The sequence below is a fragment of the Fluviicoccus sp. genome, assembly GCF_030646115.1.
Classification (GTDB): Bacteria; Pseudomonadota; Gammaproteobacteria; order Pseudomonadales; family Moraxellaceae; genus Fluviicoccus.
On sequence record NZ_JAUSMX010000002.1, the window covers coordinates 249,150 to 269,409 of the forward strand.

Below are 20,260 nucleotides of genomic sequence, written 5' to 3' on the forward strand. Positions count from 1 at the left end.
GGCGCATGCAATGCGCCCCTACGGGGGAATCGAAATGACCAGCATCATGACTGCGTGGAACCCTTCCACCCCGCTCCCCGAAGCCTTTCTCACCCTGCCCGCGCAAATCTACGCCAACGACCCCTTCTGGCTGGGCGAAGATCCCCAGTCGGTGCGACAGCAGTTCAGCGGCCTCAACCCCTGGTTTAATGATGGGCTGGCCTGGATCGGCGTCATTCCCGGCAAGGCGCGCCTGGCGGGGTTTGTGGTGCCGGGGCAACTGATTGACGGTGAACAGGCCACATTTTTCGGTTTCTGGGAAACAATCAATGACATGGACGTCAATCTTAAACTGTTCAATGAACTGAAAGCCTGGGCGGGTGAGCATGGCGCCACACGACTCTACGGCCCCATCAACTTCACCACCTTCGGCGCCAACCGGCTGCGGCTGGATGCCTTTGAAAACGGCGCATTCCCCGGCGAACCCTGGAACCCGGACTATTACCCGGCGCTGATGGAACAACTGGGCATGGATATCCGTTACCGCTATATCTCTACCTTCGCCAAGGTCGACGAGATTATCGTGCCGATAAAACGCGACTATGTCCGGGTAAAGCCGCAACTGGCACAAGCCATCCGCTTCAAATCCATGACGGCGGAATACTGGCTTTCACATCTGGATGAACTCTACGGTTTTGTCGGGCAGGTGTTCGGGGCCAACTTCGCCTATACGCCCATTTCCCTGGAAACCTTCCGCCAGGTTTGCGGTGCGGATTTCGCCGCCAGGTTCTGTCCGCAAACCTCGGTGCTGGCCGAAAGCCTGGATGGCCGCATCGCCGGCTTCTTTCTGGTTTATCCGGATTACGGCCCGTTGATGCGTCAATCCTTGCCTAATCCGGTTTCTTCCAAGGACATCCGCTTTTATCCCTGGGCCGGTCAATTGCCTCGACCGCGCATGGCGCTGGCCAAAACCGGGGGGGTTCATCCGGATTTCCGTTCATTCGGCCTGTTCACGGCCATGGGTTGTGAACTGACTTTACGGGCCGAAGGTGTGTATGATGAGATCGCCGGCGCCCTTGTGCGCGAAGATAATGCCTCCCTGAACTTTGCCGCCCGGCACGGTCAGGCCCGGCATCACCATTACGCCTTGTATGGAAGCAAAACATGAGTGGAGTCAATCTGGTACAACCCGTTTTTAATGCCTGGTCGCAACATCCTGAAAAAACCGCCATCCGCATTCCCCGGATGCAGCGACTGGATTTCAAGGGTGAACAAACCCTGACTTATGGCCAATTGAAAGCGGAAACCGGACGTTACCAACGCGCCCTGGATGCCATGGACCTGAAGCCCGGCGACCGGGTGCTGGTGCTTTCACGCGTGCGCATGGAGCTGTATGTGCTGATGCTGGCCTTGCTGGCATTGGGTCTGGTGCCGGTACTGATTGATCGCGGCATGAGCACCAAGCGGATTCGCGCCGCCATTCGTTTCAGCGGCGCCAAAGTGGCCATTGGCGAAGCCGATATCTTACGTTATTGGTGGATGTTCCCTCCTTTATGGTGGATGAAGCGGCTGGCGCTGGACGGCAAGACGCTGGGCGTCGAAGATTTCCGCTCCTGGCTGCCCGACGCTTGCGAACCCCGTTGCGTGGGCGTTGAACCGGACGCTCACGGCCTGATTACCTTCACCTCTGGCAGCACCGGTTTGCCCAAAGGCGCCGACCGCACCCACGCCAGCCTCATCGCCCAGCATAACGCCATCCGTGAACACTGGCTGGACCAGCCGAACGACATTGACTGTCCCAGCTTCCCGGTACTGGTGCTGCACAACCTCTGTTGCGGCATCACTACCGTGCTGCCGCGTGTCGACCTTGCCACACCGGGCCATTACGATGCGGAAGAACTGGTCAAGCAACTGAAACTCCAGGAAGTGACCCGGCTGTCCGCCGCACCGGCCTTCATGCAGCATCTGTGCGATTACGCCTTGACCCATCAGGTGCAGTTTCCCTACATCCGCACTGTCGCCATTGGCGGTTCCACCCTGCCCGCACGGCTGATCCACCGCCTGCCCCTGGTTTTTCCCAATGCACACTTGATGGGCGTGTACGGCTCAACCGAAGCCGAACCCATTGCGGATGTGCAGATTGATGAACTGGCGCGTGAAGGTGGCGAGCATGCCGGGCATCTGGTGGGCTACCCCGTCCGCTCGGCACAGGTTTGTGTGGTTCCGGTCGGTCAGGTGCTGAAGGATGATCACCGGGTTCGGGCCGTGCAGTGCGGGGCCATGACCATTGGCGAAATCCTGGTGTCCGGCAAACATGTGCTGAAAAGCTACATCGATAATCCGGATGCCACCCGCGAAAGCAAGATTCCGCGCCCCGATGGTCAGGTGTGGCACCGCACCGGCGACGCCGGTTTCATGGACGACCGCGGACGCCTGTGGCTGGTCGGCCGCGTCAAGGACGGCATCCTGGTGGGCAATCGGGTCTACTGGCCCTACCCGCTGGAAAAGACGCTCGACGATTTACCCGGCATCCGCCGCAGCGCCGTGCTGGGCTGGGAAGGCAAGCTGATGATGATCTTTGAAACCCAGGGACAACTTGATCTGGCGCCAGTGCTGGCCGAACTTCGGGCGTCGGGCATTTTCCGTGCAGCCTGGGCAACTGTGGTCTCCATGCCGGTTGATGGCCGTCACAACAGCAAAATTGACCGCCCGTTGCTGCGAGAATGGCTGGAGCGGGGGAAACTGCGCTACCAGAATCTGGATGTGTCATGAAAACACCGGCCTCTTCCCCTTACATCATTCAGCTTAACCCGGTGGATTGCCTCACCCTCAGCGGTGTCATCACCAGCTCGGCGGCGATGGTCCTGGCCCTGAAGGGAGAAAGCTATCTGGCCACGGCGCTGCTGTTCATCGCCATGCTGGGCGACGCCCTTGACGGCATGCTGGCGCGCAAGTTCAAGCTGGAACGCCCTTTCGGCCGTTATCTGGACGGCTTCATGGACGTGCTGATCTATCTGGTCGCACCGTCATTCCTGCTCTACACCCACGGTTTTGACGGCTATTGGTCCGTGACCCTGCTGGTGATGATCATTTGCGGCAGCATCCGCCTCTCTGTGTTCAACGACATCGGCAACATTCAGGAAGAAACCGGTAGTCTGGCCTATCTGGGCATGCCGGTGTTCTGGAGCATCTTCCTGCTGGCCGGTTTCCTGCTGCTGGATTTCGTGTTGCCGCCGCTGTATCTCAATGCCGTCATGACCCTCGCTCTGCTGGCTTTCAGCCGCGCCATGCTGCTGCGTCGGCCCTTCTTCAAGTTCAAGAAGCTGTGGCACATTCTGGGCATTACACTGAGCGGTGTGCTGATTTTTACGGGCCTGTATTTTTCAGGAAAGATCCCCCATGTTTGAAAGCCTGTTGCTGGCCTGGTACCTGCAATTGCCGGTGATTGTGGGCGGGGTACTGCACATGGTGGTGGTGACCCGCGACCTGTGGCCTTCATTGAAGGTGCCGGTCTGGCAGTCGTTGTTCGGGGCCAACAAGACCTGGCGCGGCATGCTTTTCATGCCGGTGCTGACGGCGCTGGGGGCTTGCCTGCTGTATCCGGTAGACCCGCTGCTGGGGTCCGGTTCCCCGTTTGCAGGGCATGCGTTGTGGCTGGCAGGTGCGGTGGCGGGTATCGGCTATGTTCTGGCGGAGTTGCCCAATTCCTTTATCAAGCGTCGGCTGGGTATTGCTCCAGGCGCCACGCCGGAGCAGCACAAGCATTTTTTCATCCTGCTGGATCAATTGGATTCCGGTATTGGAGTGGCGCTGGCGTATGTGTGGTTTTTGGGGGTGTCGTGGCAGGTTTTTGCCTGCTTTGTGCTGTCCTTTCCGTTGACGGCGCTGGTGGTGAAGCGGTTGTTGTATTGGGCGAGGTTGAAGAAATCGGCGGTTTGAGCGGGCGTTTCTCAATTTCGCCATCCCAAAGTCGCCGAACGAGAGTGACCCATCACCTAAAAGACAATATAATAACCGCTATATCCATTAAAAAGACATAAAAGCCATTATGTTGAACCTTATATTGGCAACTCCCTCTGAAATCTGCTCGCAGCTTGGCCATCGCCTCCGTGAGCAACGGTTAGCACAATCGCTGACCCAGACAGACCTGGCTTTGCGCGCCGGCGTCTCGGTTGGAACCATCAAGAATCTGGAAAGCAAGGGGCAATCCTCCCTGGAGTCCCTGATCCGCACCGTGGTGGCCTTGGGCCTCACAGACCAACTCCAGACTCTGTTCACCCTACAAACAGACTCAATCGCCGCCATGGCCCAGGTCGCAAAAGCCAAACGCCAACGCGCCCCGCGTCGCCCCCATCCCTGAGGATGTCATGCGCTTACTGAATGTATTTTATAGCGGCTGGGGCGAGCACTGGCTGTTGGGGCAGTTGGCGGATGATAGCCAAAAGCTGCTATTCGAATTTTCGCCGGAAGCCTTGCGACAAGGGCTTGAACTTTCCCCACTGCATTTGAAATTGCGCCCCGAAGCTTATGGCGGCTTTCCTCAACATCTGTACCGACTGCCCGGACTGATTGCCGATGCCCTGCCGGACGGTTGGGGCTTGCTACTGATGGACCGCCTGTTTCGTCAGCGTGGCCTGCGAACCGCCACCTTGTCGCCGCTGGATCGTCTGGCATTTATCGGCGATAACGCCATGGGTGCCCTGGCATTCCACCCGTCCGACAATACCGATCTGGAACCGGCGGAGATGAGCTTGCTGGCGCTTGCCCGTGAGGCAAAACAAATAGTCAGCGGCAATGACAGCGATGCGCTCGTGCAGTTGGCCCGCTTGGGCGGCTCCCCTCAAGGCGCACGCCCGAAAGTACTCGTCAACCATGACCCTGGTATTCATGTTATCAGCACTTCAGGGAATGCAGCTGGGCAACCCTGGCTTATCAAGTTCCAGGCGCGTGGAGAACACAAGGAAGCCTGCGCGCTGGAAAATCTCTACGCACGACTGGCGCGTGAATGCGGCGTGGATATACCTGAAACACGGTATTTTGATCTGGGACGCTCTCTGGCAGCATTCGGTGTTGCACGTTTTGACCGCAAGGACGGTTTACGGGTTCCCACCCACACCTTGGCCAGCGCGCTTCATGCTGATTTCCGGCTGCCGTCCTCGGTGGACTACACCACCTTCCTTCGCGCCACTCGTGCCTTCACCCGTGATGAACGCGAAGTTTGTAAAGCCTATGAACGGGCTGTTTTTAACGTCGTATTCCACAATCGGGATGATCATGGGCGAAACCTGGCTTTCTGTCTGGGGATGGACCGGCGCTGGCAACTGGCTCCCGCCTATGATTTGACCTGGAGTGAAGGGCCCGGTGGCGAGCACCAGATGGATGTCTGTGGCGAAGGGTTGGCGCCGGGAAAGCCGCATCTTTTACGGTTGGCCAAGGAAGGTGGTGTAGAGGTACGTTGGGCTGAAGAAGTCATTGAGCGGATGGTCACGGTCGCCAGGGCATTCCGAGACTTGGCCAAAGCCGAACCGATTCGTACCGCCACCGTTCAGGCGGTCTGGAAATCCGTTTCAGCATGCCGGGACAGAATGATTTGAGTGAAAATATCCTGATCGGCAATATGGCCACTCACGATTGGCTAAGTTCTGGCTAAGTTCTGGCGGAGTTGCCCAACTGCTTCATCAAGCGTCGGCTGGGTATTGCACAGGGGGCCACGCCTGAGAATGCATCCAGCTGGATTCCGGCATTGGCGTGGCGCTGGCGTATGTGTGGTTTTTGGGGGTGTCGTGGCAGGTTTTTGCCTGCTTTGTGCTGTCCTTTCCGTTGACGACGCTGGTGGTGAAGCGGTTGTTGTATTGGGCGAGGTTGAAGAGGTCGGCGGTTTGAGCCGGGGTCACGAGTTGAGTCATCAAGTATTTGTCGCTAGATCGAAAGCGAACTCAACACCAACTGCATTTTTAGTAATAGTTATGCTAGATGCATAACCAGTCTTTTTCCAATGTGGAAATTTATTGTTTGCAACGACAGATACGATACCTTCAACCTATTAAAAGTATTGCGCTTCTTGACAGCAACAACCAAACCAACGTTACACATGATAAATGGTTAGTTATTAGTTCTACCCTAGAATCCCTGACTCTTCGACTTTTGCTAGAAATGCATCTTGGATTTCTTCTTCAATACTCTCTCCACCGTAAGTAACGAAGAATTGATCATTAAGCCCTTCAAGGTCAGAGATGCCACCAAAGCCGCCGAGAACTATGGATGCCGTATCTATGGTGACAACCTTGAAAAAGTTTGTTAATGCAATTTGATCTTCAAGACTCAGTCGTTGAAAGGCCTTCATGGCTTTTCTATATACGAGTATACTTTTGTTCTGATCGCCAGATGCTAGCGGTTCCCTGTATCGTTCAATTCGTTTGCCAAGCAACTCAACAAACAATCCTTCAGCAACTTTTTCAGCAGTTGACATATTACACTCCAAGTAGAAAAACTCGGGACAGAGCAACATTTTCCCATGCCGGAATAAAATGATCTAAATAAAACCACCCGTTTACCGTAAGATTAAACGAATAAATGGCCTCACTTATTTCCCACATACATCCCCCGAAACCTTCCCACCCCCATCCGCCGGCATTCCACCAATCAACCGCCCGCGCAACGCCGCAGGCGCAAACTCAATCCGGGTATTAAGCGCCCGTTCAGGTCCGTCATTTGCAACAACCGGCTTGGTCACACCAAACCCCACCGGCAGCAACCGCTCACAATTAATACCATGAGACACCAGCCACCGGGCAATCGCCATGGCCCGCGCCTCGCTCAAGGCCTGCTCCAGGCTTTCAACACCACCGGCAGCCAAATGCCCCTCAATCCGCACAAGACTGAGATAGCTCTTGGCGGCCAGAAAATCCTTGATCTCCTCCAGCACCGCCCCGCTTTCCGGTGTCAATTCATCCGTTCCCGTTACAAAACCGGGTTGGGCATCGGTTTTCAAACGGCCGTTTTCAATGGTCACCCCCGCACCGGCCGTTCCCGCAAAAGCCAGTGACACCAGCAGCACCGTCTTGGTCATGGATTTCATCTTCAGACTCCTGTCACCTGCGGAACCACCACCGGATTAACGAAGCTCTCCCCCCGCTTCAGTTTTTCAAACATCTCCGGGTCCGGCCACTCCGCCCGAACCTGATCGGAAAAAACAATGTCCTCCAGCCGGATAAGCCCCATGCGAGGATTGTCGATATCCTCCCGGAAGCACTGGGCATAGCCGGTCTGGGTCTCGTGCACAATCACGGACTGCAAACGCACATCCCCTTCACCGTTCTTCATCACGGTCTGACTCAGCACTGCATCAGCCATCGCAAACATCAACCGCGAAAACTGCTCGGCGGACGGCGAAACCGGCAAGGCAATCCAGCGCGCGCTGAAGGTCTTGCAGGCGGAGATATAGTCGGCATTGTCCTTGTCCCAGAAGGCCACGGCATGATCAAAACTGTCGGTCAGAGTGCGAATGGGGCCTTTCATCAGGCCGAAGTCATACACCATCTGCCCGTTATCCAGGGCATGCGCCTCCAGGATGAACTCGACAACATAGCTGTGGCCGTGCAGCGAGCGGCTGCAACGGTCACTGCTGCAATTTCGGACAATATGGGCGTTTTCAAAACGGAACAGTTTGCGGATTAACATGCGACCTCCGGCGATTGAGACGCATTCTAGCAAAATCCGCCCGGCAATTTCCGTTTACTGCCGACAGGCAGCGTCTTTCAATTGAGCAGCGGCACGGGCTTAGGTACAATGCGGCGACTTAAGGCAGACCCCCAAATGGCCATGCCGCTTCCCAGGCCGGTGATCCCGCCCTTTTCCTCAGGAGTTCCAGAATGAAACAACCCGTACGCGTTACCGTTACCGGCGCAGCTGGCCAGATCAGCTACTCCCTGCTGTTCCGCATTGCTTCCGGCGACATGCTGGGCAAAGACCAACCCGTCATTCTGCAACTGCTGGAAATTACCCCGGCCCTGAAGGCCCTTGAAGGCGTGGCCATGGAACTGGACGACTGCGCATTCCCGCTGCTGGCCGGCATCGTCATGACCGATGACCCCATGGTTGCTTTCAAGGACACCGATTACGCCCTGCTGGTTGGCGCCCGTCCGCGCGGCCCCGGCATGGAGCGCAAGGATCTGCTGGAAGCCAACGCCGCCATTTTCTCGGTGCAAGGCAAGGCCATCAATGCCGTCGCCAGCCGTGGCATCAAGGTTCTGGTCGTCGGCAACCCCGCCAACACCAACTCCCTGATCGCCCAGCGTAACGCTCCGGACATCAGCCCGCGTCAATTCACCGCCATGACCCGCCTGGACCACAACCGCGCCATGGCCCAGCTGGCCCAGAAGACCGGCAAGACCATCAACGATGTCAAGAACATGACCATCTGGGGTAACCACTCCTCCACCCAGTACCCGGACATCTCCAAGACCACCGTTGACGGCAAGGCTGCTGACAGCCTGATCGACAATGACTGGTACGTGAACGAGTACATCCCCAACGTGCAACAGCGCGGCGCGGCCATCATCAAGGCTCGTGGTGCTTCCTCCGCTGCTTCCGCTGCCAACGCCGCCATCGACCACATGCGCACCTGGGCTCTCGGCACTCCCGAAGGCGACTGGGTTTCCATGGGCGTCTACAGCGACGGTTCCTATGGCATCGACAAGGGCCTGATCTACTCCTTCCCCTGCGTTTGCAAGAACGGCGACTGGGAAATTGTGCAAGGCGTCGAAGTCTCCGAGTTCTCTCGCGCCCGCATGCAGGCCACCGAGAAGGAACTGCAGGAAGAGCGTGATGCCGTGAAGCATCTGCTGCCGTAATCCGGTCGCTTTTCGTGTTGAAAGAACCCGCTGCGGCGGGTTTTTTCATGGGCGACCCTCAACAACGCGCAATTATTGACCAGCCACAGAACTCTCTTACAATATCGCCCACTTCGCGCATGGCTGCACTTTACGCTCACGGTAACATCCGGGTATTCATTGCCTTATCAACAAGAAGAATCCATGGCCTCCCGCACCCGCCCATATGACATCATCCTTTTTGGCGCCACCGGCTTCACCGGGCAACTGACCGCTGACTACCTGCTGAAATGCGCCGAACCGGTCAGGTTAGCGTTGGCCGGGCGCAACCCGGAAAAACTGGCCCATATCCGCGACGTGCTGATGGCGGACAACCCCGGCATCACCGCCCCCGACATCCTGACCGCCGACAGCTACGACCGCGCCAGCCTGGAAGCCTTATGCGCCCAAACGCGGGTTGTCATCACCACCGTGGGGCCATATCTGTTGTATGGGGAACCGTTGGTGGCCGCCTGTGTCAGCCAAGGGTGCGATTATGTAGACCTGACCGGCGAACCCCAGTTCGTCAGCAATATGCAGCAGGCACATGGCGCGGCGGCGCGGGCCAAAGGCGTGAAAATTGTGCATTGCTGCGGCTTTGACAGCATTCCGCACGATCTGGGCGTCTATTTCACCCTGGAGGAATTGGCTGCACGATATGGCCGTGACGTTCTGGCCCAATCCACGGTGGAGGTGGAAGGTTTTGTCCGGGGTTTCGGCGACATCTCGGGCGGAACCTGGAACTCGGCCATCAACGCCATGCCCGCATGGAAGCAGTTTGTCCGTGACCGTCGCCGTCAGCATCACCAAACCTTGTCGGGCCGCAACATCCGGCTAGTGGAAAAGCCGGCATTGAAGAAAGTGGCCGACGGCTGGGCAGCCCCCCTGCCCACCATAGACCCGGCCATTGTGGTGCAATCAGCCGCCCGCTATCGTTTCTATGGCAAGGATTTCAGTTACGCCCATTTTGCCGTGACCCCGCAACTGGCGCGTATTGCCGTGACAGGCGCGGCCATTGCCGGGGTATTTGTTGTGGCGCAATTCAATGCCGGTCGGGAATGGCTGGGCAAACGCCGCCCGTCCGGAGCGGGTCCGGCTCCCGAGGTGCGCGCCAAGCATTGGTACACCGTAGATTTTGAGGCGGATGTGAAGCTGCCGGGCAAACCGGTATTGCATTTCCGCACTCAGGTCAGCGGCGGGGACCCCGGTTATGACGAGACGGCGAAGATGCTGGCGGAAAGCGCCCTGTGCCTGGCGCTGGACGGCAAGTCTCTGCCAGCGCATTTCGGGGTAGTGACACCGGCGGAGGCTATGGGCGGCAAGCTGGTTGAGCGATTGAAGAATGCTGGCATGGGGTTTGAAGTCCGGGGTTGAGTGTCATGGGCTGAACACATCGCGAATTTTGGGAACGTGAGGTTCCTCACAATAAATACACACATTTTCTTTGTTGACATTATTCATCAGTCCTGACATTTATTGGACATAATAAAACCAACGAGGACTGCCGCCATGTCTCTGCCTGCCTCTGAAAGCGAGAAGCTTCCTGCCTTTTCAAATGATGCGTTGCCGACTAACGAATTGCGCAGCGCCTTGAGTCAGGCGTTGAACCTGGACAAGGAAGGCAAACTGGGGGATGAGGACTTGGCGAAGATGGATGAGACGGTGAGTCACTATCTGAGTCAGCAATTGAAGGTGCTGGCGGCGCAGGGGATGATCCGGGAGGAGCCAGAGCCGGTAGCTTGGCATCAGCTTGGGTGGGTCCAGGCGATGGGGGCGGTTTTGGTGGTTTTGCTGGTAGGGGTGATGGTTTATCCGGGGGGATAATCAGTGGGGAGCCCCAACTACGCTAATGAATCAATTCGGCTCATTCGCTCCTGAAATACTTTAAATATATCTTGTATGGAATAAACGAGATCAATAGGAGCACCAACAAGAAGGCAACGTGGATTTGAGTCGTTAGCCTTAGATATCCCATAAGCGCCCAGCAAATCCAAGCAAAAAATATTGAGCCTGCTTTTATTAAATGGCTATGTTTATCTGTCATTTCAAAAGCTCGAATGGATTGGGGCTAAGCCAGAGAAACGGGGAGCTAAACTCCCCGCCTCATTTCCCCAATCAGCCCTTGACCGGAATCTTCCCGATCTTGGCCTGCCAGATCTTCGGCGCCGTATCATGCACCGACTCACCCAGCACATCCACCGCCACTGTCACCGGCATATCTTCCACCACAAACTCATAAATGGCTTCCATACCCAGATCGGAAAACGCAACCACCCGCGCCTTGCGTATAGCCTTCGACACCAAGTACGCCGCGCCGCCCACCGCCATCAAATAGACGGCTTCATGCTTGCGGATGGCCTCAATCGCCACCGGGCCACGCTCCGACTTGCCGATCATGCCGTACAGACCGGTCTTGGCCAGCACCGTCTCGGTGAACTTGTCCATGCGCGTCGCCGTAGTCGGACCGGCAGGCCCCACCACTTCATCCCGCACCGGATCAACCGGGCCCACGTAATAAATGAACTTGCCCTTCAAATCGACCGGCAGTTCCTCACCTTTGGCAATCATGTCCACCATACGCTTGTGCGCGGCGTCACGGCCGGTCAGGATGGTGCCGTTCAGCAACAAGGTTTCGCCGGTCTTCCATGACTTGATTTCGTCATGGCTGATGTTGTCCAGACTCACCCGGCGCGCGGTCGAGGAATCCCAGGTCACTTGCGGCCAGTCTTCCAGCTTTGGCGGCGTCAGCTCGGCCGGGCCGGAGCCGTCCAGTTCAAAATGCACATGGCGGGTGGCGGCGCAGTTTGGAATCATCGCCACCGGCAACGACGCGGCGTGGGTGGGATAATCCAGGATCTTCACGTCCACCACGGTCGTCAAGCCGCCCAAGCCCTGTGCGCCAATGCCCAGCGCGTTTACCTTCTCGAACAGCTCCAGACGCAGTTCTTCCACGCGGTTTTGCGGGCCACGCGCCTGCAATTCATGGATATCCACCGGGTCCATCAACGATTCTTTCGCCAGCAGCATCGCCTTTTCCGCCGTGCCGCCAATGCCAATACCCAGCATGCCGGGCGGGCACCAGCCGGCGCCCATGGTCGGTACGGTCTTCAGCACCCAGTCCACAATGGAGTCGGAGGGGTTGAGCATCGCCATCTTCGACTTGTTTTCCGAACCACCGCCCTTGGCGGCAATCTGGATGTCCACGGTGTCGCCGGGCACAATGCTGTAATGGATCACCGCCGGGGTGTTGTCCTTGGTGTTCTGGCGCTTGCCGGCGGGGTCACGCAGAATGGAGGCGCGCAACACGTTGTCCGGATTCAGGTAGGCGCGACGCACGCCTTCGTTGATCATGTCGTCCACCGACATGGTCGATTCCCACTTCACGTTCATGCCCACTTTCACAAACACCGTGACAATGCCGGTATCCTGGCAAATGGGACGATGGCCTTCAGCACACATCCGGGAATTGATCAGGATCTGCGCCATGGCGTCCTTGGCGGCCTGATTTTCTTCACGCTCGTAGGCTTCGTTCACGGCCTGGATGAAATCCAGCGGGTGGTAATAGGAAATGTATTGCAGGGCATCGGCAACGCTCTGGATGAGGTCGTCTTGCTTGATCACGGTCATCGTGGGGCTCCGGAATCCCCTTCCCGGCGGAAAGGGTGAGTGTGAGAAATCGTGGCGGAATTATACCTAATCCACGGACAAAATCTGTCCCAGCGTCTGGTTGAGTTCCTCACCGGTCATTTCATGCACGCGCAACAGGTGCGGGGTCAGTTCGCGCGCCCAGTTGTCGTCGTCATGCAGGGTTTTCAGGTCTTCAGGGCGCGGCAGGGGCCAGGGCAAATGCTGGTAGAACTCCCAGAAACTGATCCGGTCCAGATTACGCACCAGCACGTAATTACCGATTTCGGTTTTCTGGATGTAGTTCAGGCTCAGCAGCAGGTTGGCCATTTCTGACCAGGTTTCCACTTCATAGCGCCCCAGGATAGACATGGCCTCCACATCGGAAACCGAATGCCCGGCCTGCTGCCGGCGGTGGAATAACTGCAACACGTCCATCAGCGCCAACAGCGGATGCCGGTGGCTGAAATGCTGTTCCTTGTACAGTGTCAGGGCGCGGCTGACTTCCACCCCCAGCAGCACAATCATCCAGGATACATAAATCCATATCAGGAAAATCGGGAAGGCGGCAAATGCGCCATATACCAGCTGGTAGGATGAGAAGTTGGCAATAAACAAACCAAACAGGCGTTTTGCCGCCTCAAACAGAATCGCCGCAAACAGCCCCGCCTGGAATCCCGCCTTCACCGGCACCTTGCAGTTGGGCACCGTGATATACAGCAGGGTGAAGGCCAGCGTGGTGAAAATCGCGGGCATGATCTGCAAGCCCGGAAATACATTGTCCACCAACTCACCGGCATTGCTCATCACGCGCAACGAGGTCAGGTAGGAAGAGACGGTAAACGCCACGCCCAGCAGCAACGGGCCCAGGCTCAGCACCGCCCAATAGCGCAGGAAGGCAATCAGGCTCAGGCGCGGTTGCCGCACTTTCCACACCTGGTTGAAGGCTCGCTCCACAGTCATCAGCATCAACAGCGAAGTCACGAACAGCATCAGCACGCCAATGACGGTGAGATTAGAGGCCTGCTTGGCGAAATCGTTGAGGTAGGTCTGGATCTTGACCCCGGTATCGGGCAGGAAATTGTTGAAGATGACGTTGGTGATTTCCTGACTCAGGGTTTGCAGCGACGGAATTCCGGATAAAACAGCAAACAACACCGTCAGCATCGGCACAATGGCGAACAGCGTGGTGTAGGTCAGTTGCGCGGCATTGCTGCGGCAGTCGTCGTGCAGAAAGCGGCGAATGACGAATTTCGCCATGGAAAGGGAACGTTTATACAGGCGCTGCCACTGCATGTCGGTCTCGTTTTGCTAGAATCGCGTTTTTCCAAAAGGCTTACGCCAATGTCCGAACCTTATGTACTGGTGTTGTACTACAGTCGTCATGGTAGCACACGCCAACTGGCTAAACTGATTGCGCGCGGCGTGGAATCCACCGGTATGCGCGCCCGCTTGCGCACGGTGCCCGCCATATCTACCGTGTGTGAGGCCACGGCTTCCGCCATCCCGGAAGCCGGTGACTTGTATTGCTCTTCCGAGGATCTGGCGGGTTGCGCCGGGCTGGCCTTGGGCAGCCCCACCCGCTTCGGCAACATGGCCGCGCCGCTCAAGTATTTCCTCGACGGCACCTCCGACCTGTGGCTGAGCGGCGCGCTGTGTGACAAACCTGCAGCCGTCTTTACATCCACAGCGTCGCTGCACGGCGGCCAGGAGTCTACCTTGCTGACCATGATGCTGCCGCTGCTGCACCATGGCATGGTCATGTTGGGCATTCCCTACCGTGAAGCCGGGCTCAATACCACGCAAAGCGGCGGTACACCCTACGGTGCTTCCCACTGGGCAGGCGCCGACGGCAGCCGCAGCATCACTTCCGACGAACAGGCGCTGTGCCTGGCGTTGGGCAAACGTCTTGCAAATTGGGCTGCCAAATCATGATCCGACTATTGAATCCCTTGTATTTCCTGACACTGGTCTGGCTGATGGCCGCTACGGTGATGTTCGGGCCGGAAGGCATGGGGGCTGTTGCGCTGATCATGGCCGTCAAGGTGCTGCCGCTTTTGGCCTTTCTGCCCTTCATCCTGAAAAAGGATGCCGACAAGCTGATGACTTTCTCGCTGCTGCTGCTGTTTTATATGGGCTACACCACCATGTTGTGCTTCAAGCCCGGCGTCGAAGGCGTTTCGGGCATTGTCGGAACCGTGCTGGTTACGGTGCTGCTGGTGGTTTCGCAACTGGAAGTGAAGCGGCAGGGGAAGTTGCGGAAGGCGCAGGCTTGATTGCGGGCTGATAGCCGGTCAAGTCCAGCTTGAAGACGGCTCCGTCATCATTTTGAACCACTTTGACCGTCAGATAACCCAGGGACTTGGCCAGCCAGAACTGGGAATCACGATCCGGACTGGCATGAATACGCCGGACCCGGAGGGTATCCAGCGCCCCTATCGGCGTATTCAGCGTTTCGCCTCCCATGATTTCAAAACGGACCGGGTGAAATTCCTTGGGATCAGCCAGTAAATAAACGCCGTCCAGTTTCCCGGTGCGCATCAGATCCTCGCGAATCTGGATATCCATATTCAACGGGTCCAGAGCGCCAGGCTTGATGGCGTAGTCCTTTTCCTTGCCGTTGCGTACGGCATGGGCGCTCAGTTTCTTCCAGTCGAAGGCAACCCGGTTGGCGCGGGAGCGGAACAATACCTGACGTTGGTTCTGATAGCCCAGAGACTTGATCTGGCCGTTTTCCATGAGGAAGTCGGTCTGTTCCAGTGAATTGGCCATCATGGCCGTCGCCCGCAACTCGTAATGAAAGCGGTTGCCCTGACGCGACAACGTCGCCGTTGCCGTCCCGTTGAGACGATTATCCAGATTGACCTTGTAGGTGGCCGTATAGGGAATGGGCTCGGCAATCGCCGCACCGGCAAGGCCCAACAACAGAATCGGCAAAGCGCGCATCGGCAATCCTTTATCAGAACAGAAGTTTGACCGGCCCGGCGGCGCCATCACCATCGATCAAGGGTTTCCCCTCACGATAGACCAGACGGCCGGATGCCATCCAGCTTAACACCAGCGGATAAAGCCGATGCTCCACCTTGTGCACCTTTTCCGTAAGCGTTTGTTCATCATCACGCGGATGCACCGTGACCACACCCTGCACAATCGCCGGTCCGCCATCCAGCTCGGCATTGACGTAATGCACCGAGCAACCATGAAGCCGGTCACCCGCCGCCAGCACCCGGCGGTGCGTATGCAAGCCCTTATAATGCGGCAACAACGAAGGATGAATGTTCAGCAACCGCCCTTCATAATGACGGACAAAGCCGGAGGTCAGGATGCGCATGAATCCGGCCAGCACCACCACATCCGGCTGCCAGGCATCAATCTGCTGCTGCATGGCGGCATCAAAGGCTTCACGGTTATCATAATCCCGGTGGGCAATGACCGCCGTGGCGATGCCCGCTCCGGCGGCGCGAACCAAGCCATAGGCGTCAGCCCGGTTGGAAAGCACCCCGACCACCCGCCCGGCGATTTGACCGCCGGTACAGGCATCCATGATGGCTTGCAGATTACTGCCGGAACCGGAAATCAGCACCACGATATTCATGGAAGACAATCAGGCAAACACCACCGTCGGTTCACTGTGGGTCGAAGGTACGATCTCACCCAGCTTCCACGCTTCTTCACCGGCCGCCTTCAGGTGGGCAATGGCATCTTCGGCGCGATCGGCCGCCACCACCACCACCATGCCGACGCCGCAATTAAAGGTGCGGTACATTTCAAAACGTTCGACGTTGCCCTGTTCCTGCAACCATTTGAAAATAACCGGCAACTCCCAGGAAGACTCATCCACACGGGCGTCGGCACCTTCGGGCAGCACGCGCGGCAGGTTGCCGGGCAGGCCGCCGCCGGTAATGTGGGCAATGGCGTGCACCGGCATGGCCTTGATCAGCGACAGGATCGGCTTGATGTAGATCCGAGTCGGAGCCATCAGGCGGTCAGCCAGGCTCTTGCCTTGCAGATCCTGGGTCAGGTCGGCCTGGCGCACATCCAGAATCTTGCGCACCAGCGAGTAACCATTGGAATGAACACCGCTGGCGGCGATGCCGATCAGCACATCGCCGGCTGCGACCTTGCTGCCATCAATGATTTCGCTCTTTTCGACCACACCGACCGAGAAACCGGCCAGATCGTAGTCTTCACCCTCGTACATGCCGGGCATTTCGGCAGTTTCGCCCCCCACCAGCGCGCAACCGGCCTGCAGGCAGCCTTCGCCGATGCCGGTAATCACAGTCGCAGCGGTTTCAACCGACAGCCGGCCAGTCGCATAGTAATCGAGGAAGAACAACGGCTCTGCACCGCAGACCACCAGGTCATTGACGCACATGGCGACCAAGTCGATGCCGATGCTTTCGTGCCGGTTCAGTTGCAACGCCAGTTTCAGCTTGGTGCCGACACCATCAGTGCCGGAAACCAGCACCGGTTGACGGTAACCGGCGGGTATTTCACAGAGCGCGCCGAAGCCGCCCAGTCCGCCCAACACCTCCTTGCGGGTGGTCTTTTTCGCCACACCCTTGATGCGTTCCACCAGGTTGTCACCGGCTTCAATGTCAACACCGGCGTCTTTGTAGCTCAGGGAGGGAGGGGTTTGGCTCATGGTCATATCCAGAAGGGGCAGGCAATGGGCGCGCATTTTACCTTTTCAGGCTCAATTCCTCTAGGCCGCCGTGTCATATTGGCGATATCCGGTATATGGAAGGTAGAAAAAGCGGCGGCGGATGCGTTAAGGTTGCCGTTTCATGCTGACACGGACCCGGAAAATGCCATTGTTGACCCTGCGCCCGTCCCGTTTGTACGCCATGTGGCTGTTGGTTGCCGCTGGCGCCCAGGCCGCCTCCCCTCCCTGGGCGGAAGACCTGCTGGGAATGACCGGTACGGTCACGGTATTTGACACGCCTGCCGTCAAGGCGGCGCTGGCCTCCTCCGAACCTCCCCGGAATCTGGAGCAGTTGGCGTTAGCGGCCGGTTACCGGCTTTGGCCCGGCGCCCGCCTTTGGCTGCTGGAGACGGCTGCCGAACAGAAACCGGTTGCGGTTAAACCCGATGCCTCCCTGCGCCAGGAACTGGACCGCCGCGGACTCATGGTGGAGCAGGCATTAACAGATAATGATATCGCTGCATTTCAAGCCTCCCTGCGCACAGCAGCAACCGACCGCAAGCCGCTGATGCAACTCTTGTCAAAGTTGCGGATTGACGGGGTTGTCCTGATGTCGCGCAGCAATCCCATGCGCTGGCAATTGGTATTGCCGGATTTCACACTCACCGGATCACTGGACAGCAGCGGTCGCCTGTACCTGCCGCATATCTGGGCGGAGAATATGGCCTTGCAATGGCAATGGCCGGGATTGAAGCAGTCGGCTCTGGTTGAGGTTCAGGGAATTGACGGCTTTGCCACCTTCAAACTGGCCGAAACAGCGTTGGGCACGGTTTGCCAGTCAGTCCGGCTGCTGCGGATTCAGGGCGAGGCGGTTTCCTTTGCCTGCCATTCCGGGTCTGCGGCCACCGTTCCGGAAAAAACCGGAAACCTGCCGCTGGTCATGCAGCCCTTCGCCGATCACGGGCTGGATGAAATGATCCTGATGGGCCGGCAACTGAGCGGCCGCACCGGTTTGTATCGCTGGCAGGCGGCATCCGCCGGTCAATAACCCAGAGTTCACAGGAACCCGATTCATGAGCAATCCGATGAACCGCTGGCCACTGGTGGCCGCCGCTGCTGCCGCCTGCTGGCTGGTCTGGGCCTTGCAATCCATCCTGATGCCATTTCTGGCCGGCGCCTTACTGGCCTATCTTTGCAATCCGCTGGTCAACCGGCTGATGCGGCTGTGGAATCTGAAACGGGGCACGGCGGTCACAGCCGTTTTCAGCACCCTTCTGGTGGCCGTGACCATCTTCCTAATCTTGCTATTGCCGGTGCTGTGGCGACAGTTCATTTATCTGGAGTCCCGGCTGCCCGCCCTGCTGCGCTGGGTTAACCGGGAAGGCATTCCCTGGTTGGAAAAAACATTCCGCATTGATCTTGACCGCCTGGACATGGATCTGATTTCCGGATGGCTTTCGTCCTACTGGCAGGAAGCGGGTTCGGCTGCCGGAAACGTCCTGACCCGGGTTGCGCAGTCCAGCATGGATATCCTGTCGTTGTTCGGGCTGATCGCGCTGGTGCCTGTAGTCATGTTTTATCTGCTGATGGACTGGGATAAATTGCTGAAAAACCTGCATGGTCTGATTCCTCTTCAGCACGAACGGCGGGTTTCCGGTATTGCCGCCGAGTGTGACGAAGTGCTTTCCGCCTTCGTGCGCGGACAGTTCATTGTCATGTTGCTGCTGGGTGTCATTTATGCCGTCGGCCTGCAAATCGCCGGGATCAAACTGGGCATTCTCATTGGCTTGCTGGCCGGCTTGGGCAGCATCATTCCGTATCTGGGTTTCACCATCGGCATCATTTTTGCCTCAGTGGCGGCGCTGTTCCAGTTCGGATTGAAACTGGATCCGCTGCTGATGGTTTGGGCGGTATTCATGGTCGGCCAGATACTGGAGGGCTGGGTGTTGCAGCCATACCTGATTGGCGACAAGATCGGTTTGCCGCCGGTCATGGTCATTTTCGCCATCATGGCCGGCGGCCAGTTAGCCGGTCTGGTCGGCATGCTCTTGGCACTGCCCGTGGCCGCCATTATCATGGTACTCTTGCGCCATGCTCATGACAGGTATCGCAGCAGCGATTTCTACCAGCGCACCGGAACGGCGGAACCCGCCTCTGGTGAAGAACCGGACCTCTGAGCTTGACCGCCGCCCTGACAGCGGCGGAAATACTCCTGGACTCTAGTAATGACCGATACAGAAAACAATAGCTACCCTCATCCCCGCCCCCCCGAGGAATACACTATTGATGATCTGGCCCGAACCGCCGGCACCACCGTGCGGAATGTTCGCGCCTATCAGGACAAGGGCATTCTGCCGCCGCCCGAACGTCGTGGACGCACCGGCATTTATACCGACGCCCACCTGGCGCGGCTTCGGGTCATCGGGCAACTGCTTTCACGCGGTTACAGCATCGCCAACATTTCCGAACTGATTGCAGCCTGGGAAAGCGGCCATGACCTGCGCCAGCTGCTGGGACTCGAAAACGCCATTACCACCCCGTGGTCGGATGATACCCCAACGTATTATGACATCCTGCAACTGCTCAAGGATTTCGGGCCAAGCGTGACCCAGGATGAAATACTGCAGGCGGCGCGATTGGGCATGATCGAAATCACCCCGGACGACTCCCGACTGCGTGTACCCAGCCCGCGCCTGCTCAACGCCGGCATCCAGCTGGTGCAGGAAGGCCTGCCGCTGGGCGAGCTGCTCAGCATCATCGAAGGTGTCCGCGACAACGTGGAATATGTTGCGGATGAACTGGTCAAGCTGATTGTACGGCTGGTTTTTGACCCCTACGGGAAAGACAGGCTGCCGCCACCTGAAGATGTGGAGAAACTGACCAATCTGGTTTGGCGCTTGCGACCCATTGCCGACATAGCCATTGCCGCCGAAGTTGGCCGGGCCATGGAAAAAGCCATCAATGACCACCTGAGTGAACGTCTGGTCGCCGTGATGACGCATATGCGTGAAGAAAAAAAATAGTGTTCAAGGCGGTAGTCTCGGGCATAATTCCCTGTCGGCAACCCGGCATGCGGTTTGCCTGAGGCGTAGAGTCGGACACCCTGACATTCCTCCCGAATGTCACAGAAAAGCATAAGACA

23 protein-coding genes are annotated in these 20,260 nt (G+C 57.6%); 14 read left to right on the forward strand and 9 right to left on the reverse strand.

The window, feature by feature from the left end; all coding sequences use genetic code 11:
* Positions 1-34: 34 nt before the first annotated feature.
* The 6 genes from Q7T36_RS01165 to Q7T36_RS01190 all read left to right on the forward strand — a co-directional run bounded on the left by Q7T36_RS01165 (position 35) and on the right by Q7T36_RS01190 (position 5,573).
* Complete coding sequence (locus Q7T36_RS01165; protein WP_304843123.1) at positions 35-1,147, forward strand: hypothetical protein; 1,113 nt, start codon at positions 35-37, stop codon at positions 1,145-1,147.
* Positions 1,144-2,751, forward strand: a complete 1,608-nt coding sequence (locus tag Q7T36_RS01170; RefSeq protein ID WP_304843125.1) for a fatty acid CoA ligase family protein — start codon at positions 1,144-1,146, stop codon at positions 2,749-2,751. The genes Q7T36_RS01165 and Q7T36_RS01170 overlap by 4 nt, the downstream gene beginning before the upstream one ends.
* Positions 2,748-3,386: a phosphatidylcholine/phosphatidylserine synthase gene (locus Q7T36_RS01175; RefSeq protein WP_304843127.1), complete on the forward strand. Its 639-nt coding sequence runs from the start codon at positions 2,748-2,750 to the stop codon at positions 3,384-3,386. Before Q7T36_RS01170 ends, Q7T36_RS01175 begins: the two co-directional genes overlap by 4 nt.
* Positions 3,379-3,918, forward strand: coding sequence for a CDP-archaeol synthase (locus Q7T36_RS01180; protein WP_304843129.1), 540 nt, complete (start codon positions 3,379-3,381; stop codon positions 3,916-3,918). The genes Q7T36_RS01175 and Q7T36_RS01180 overlap by 8 nt, the downstream gene beginning before the upstream one ends.
* Before the next feature lie 124 nt (positions 3,919-4,042).
* On the forward strand, positions 4,043-4,339 hold the full coding sequence (locus tag Q7T36_RS01185) for a helix-turn-helix domain-containing protein (RefSeq protein WP_304843131.1): 297 nt from the start codon (positions 4,043-4,045) through the stop codon (positions 4,337-4,339).
* Positions 4,340-4,346: 7 nt separating this feature from the next.
* Positions 4,347-5,573, forward strand: coding sequence for a type II toxin-antitoxin system HipA family toxin (locus tag Q7T36_RS01190; protein ID WP_304843133.1), 1,227 nt, complete (start codon positions 4,347-4,349; stop codon positions 5,571-5,573).
* Between the two features lie 84 nt (positions 5,574-5,657).
* Here Q7T36_RS01190 and Q7T36_RS01195 read toward each other — a convergent pair whose 3' ends face one another.
* From Q7T36_RS01195 to Q7T36_RS01210, 4 genes are all read right to left on the reverse strand, one after another.
* On the reverse strand, positions 5,658-5,885 hold the full coding sequence (locus Q7T36_RS01195) for a hypothetical protein (RefSeq protein ID WP_304843135.1): 228 nt from the start codon (positions 5,883-5,885) through the stop codon (positions 5,658-5,660).
* A 209-nt stretch (positions 5,886-6,094) separates the two neighbouring features.
* Entirely contained in the window at positions 6,095-6,448 is a 354-nt protein-coding gene (locus Q7T36_RS01200; RefSeq protein ID WP_304843137.1) for a hypothetical protein, read from the reverse strand.
* Positions 6,449-6,562: 114 nt separating this feature from the next.
* On the reverse strand, positions 6,563-7,057 hold the full coding sequence (locus tag Q7T36_RS01205; RefSeq protein WP_304843139.1) for an OmpA family protein: 495 nt from the start codon (positions 7,055-7,057) through the stop codon (positions 6,563-6,565).
* Positions 7,058-7,059: 2 nt separating this feature from the next.
* Positions 7,060-7,659, reverse strand: a complete 600-nt coding sequence (locus Q7T36_RS01210) for a 6-carboxytetrahydropterin synthase (RefSeq protein ID WP_304843141.1) — start codon at positions 7,657-7,659, stop codon at positions 7,060-7,062.
* 191 nt (positions 7,660-7,850) lie between these two features.
* Here Q7T36_RS01210 and Q7T36_RS01215 point away from each other — a divergent pair, with 191 nt between their 5' ends.
* From Q7T36_RS01215 to Q7T36_RS01225, 3 genes are all read left to right on the forward strand, one after another.
* A complete protein-coding gene (locus Q7T36_RS01215) occupies positions 7,851-8,831 on the forward strand; it encodes a malate dehydrogenase (protein WP_304843143.1) in 981 nt (326 codons plus the stop codon).
* Positions 8,832-9,014: 183 nt separating this feature from the next.
* Positions 9,015-10,223, forward strand: a complete 1,209-nt coding sequence (locus tag Q7T36_RS01220) for a trans-acting enoyl reductase family protein (protein ID WP_304843145.1) — start codon at positions 9,015-9,017, stop codon at positions 10,221-10,223.
* 135 nt (positions 10,224-10,358) lie between these two features.
* Positions 10,359-10,673, forward strand: a complete 315-nt coding sequence (locus Q7T36_RS01225) for a hypothetical protein (protein ID WP_304843147.1) — start codon at positions 10,359-10,361, stop codon at positions 10,671-10,673.
* Between the two features lie 291 nt (positions 10,674-10,964).
* Here Q7T36_RS01225 and Q7T36_RS01230 read toward each other — a convergent pair whose 3' ends face one another.
* On the reverse strand, positions 10,965-12,476 hold the full coding sequence (locus Q7T36_RS01230) for a fumarate hydratase (protein WP_304843149.1): 1,512 nt from the start codon (positions 12,474-12,476) through the stop codon (positions 10,965-10,967).
* Positions 12,477-12,542: 66 nt separating this feature from the next.
* Entirely contained in the window at positions 12,543-13,769 is a 1,227-nt protein-coding gene (locus Q7T36_RS01235; protein WP_304843151.1) for a YihY family inner membrane protein, read from the reverse strand.
* A 48-nt stretch (positions 13,770-13,817) separates the two neighbouring features.
* Between Q7T36_RS01235 and wrbA the strand changes: the two genes are divergently transcribed.
* Positions 13,818-14,408: an NAD(P)H:quinone oxidoreductase gene (gene wrbA / locus Q7T36_RS01240; RefSeq protein WP_304843153.1), complete on the forward strand. Its 591-nt coding sequence runs from the start codon at positions 13,818-13,820 to the stop codon at positions 14,406-14,408.
* Entirely contained in the window at positions 14,405-14,749 is a 345-nt protein-coding gene (locus Q7T36_RS01245; protein ID WP_304843155.1) for a DUF2069 domain-containing protein, read from the forward strand. The genes wrbA and Q7T36_RS01245 overlap by 4 nt, the downstream gene beginning before the upstream one ends.
* Here the strand turns inward: Q7T36_RS01245 and Q7T36_RS01250 are convergent.
* From Q7T36_RS01250 to purM, 3 genes are read right to left on the reverse strand one after another with little or no spacing between them, the layout of a single operon-like run.
* Positions 14,679-15,419 carry a DUF3108 domain-containing protein gene (locus Q7T36_RS01250; RefSeq protein WP_304843157.1) on the reverse strand — a complete coding sequence of 247 codons (741 nt, stop codon included), beginning with the start codon at positions 15,417-15,419 and terminating at the stop codon, positions 14,679-14,681. The two genes, Q7T36_RS01245 and Q7T36_RS01250, sit on opposite strands and share 71 nt — an antisense overlap.
* 13 nt (positions 15,420-15,432) lie before the next feature.
* A complete protein-coding gene (gene purN, locus Q7T36_RS01255; protein WP_304843159.1) occupies positions 15,433-16,068 on the reverse strand; it encodes a phosphoribosylglycinamide formyltransferase in 636 nt (211 codons plus the stop codon).
* 9 nt (positions 16,069-16,077) lie between these two features.
* Entirely contained in the window at positions 16,078-17,124 is a 1,047-nt protein-coding gene (gene purM, locus Q7T36_RS01260; protein WP_304843583.1) for a phosphoribosylformylglycinamidine cyclo-ligase, read from the reverse strand.
* A gap of 157 nt (positions 17,125-17,281) precedes the next feature.
* Here purM and Q7T36_RS01265 point away from each other — a divergent pair, with 157 nt between their 5' ends.
* Genes Q7T36_RS01265 through Q7T36_RS01275 form a run of 3 tightly spaced genes read left to right on the forward strand, consistent with a single transcriptional unit; the run spans position 17,282 to position 20,141 of the window.
* Positions 17,282-18,166, forward strand: coding sequence for a hypothetical protein (locus Q7T36_RS01265; protein WP_304843162.1), 885 nt, complete (start codon positions 17,282-17,284; stop codon positions 18,164-18,166).
* A 25-nt stretch (positions 18,167-18,191) separates the two neighbouring features.
* Positions 18,192-19,295: an AI-2E family transporter gene (locus Q7T36_RS01270; protein ID WP_304843164.1), complete on the forward strand. Its 1,104-nt coding sequence runs from the start codon at positions 18,192-18,194 to the stop codon at positions 19,293-19,295.
* A 48-nt stretch (positions 19,296-19,343) separates the two neighbouring features.
* Positions 19,344-20,141, forward strand: coding sequence for a MerR family transcriptional regulator (locus tag Q7T36_RS01275; protein ID WP_304843166.1), 798 nt, complete (start codon positions 19,344-19,346; stop codon positions 20,139-20,141).
* Positions 20,142-20,260 lie beyond the last annotated feature (119 nt).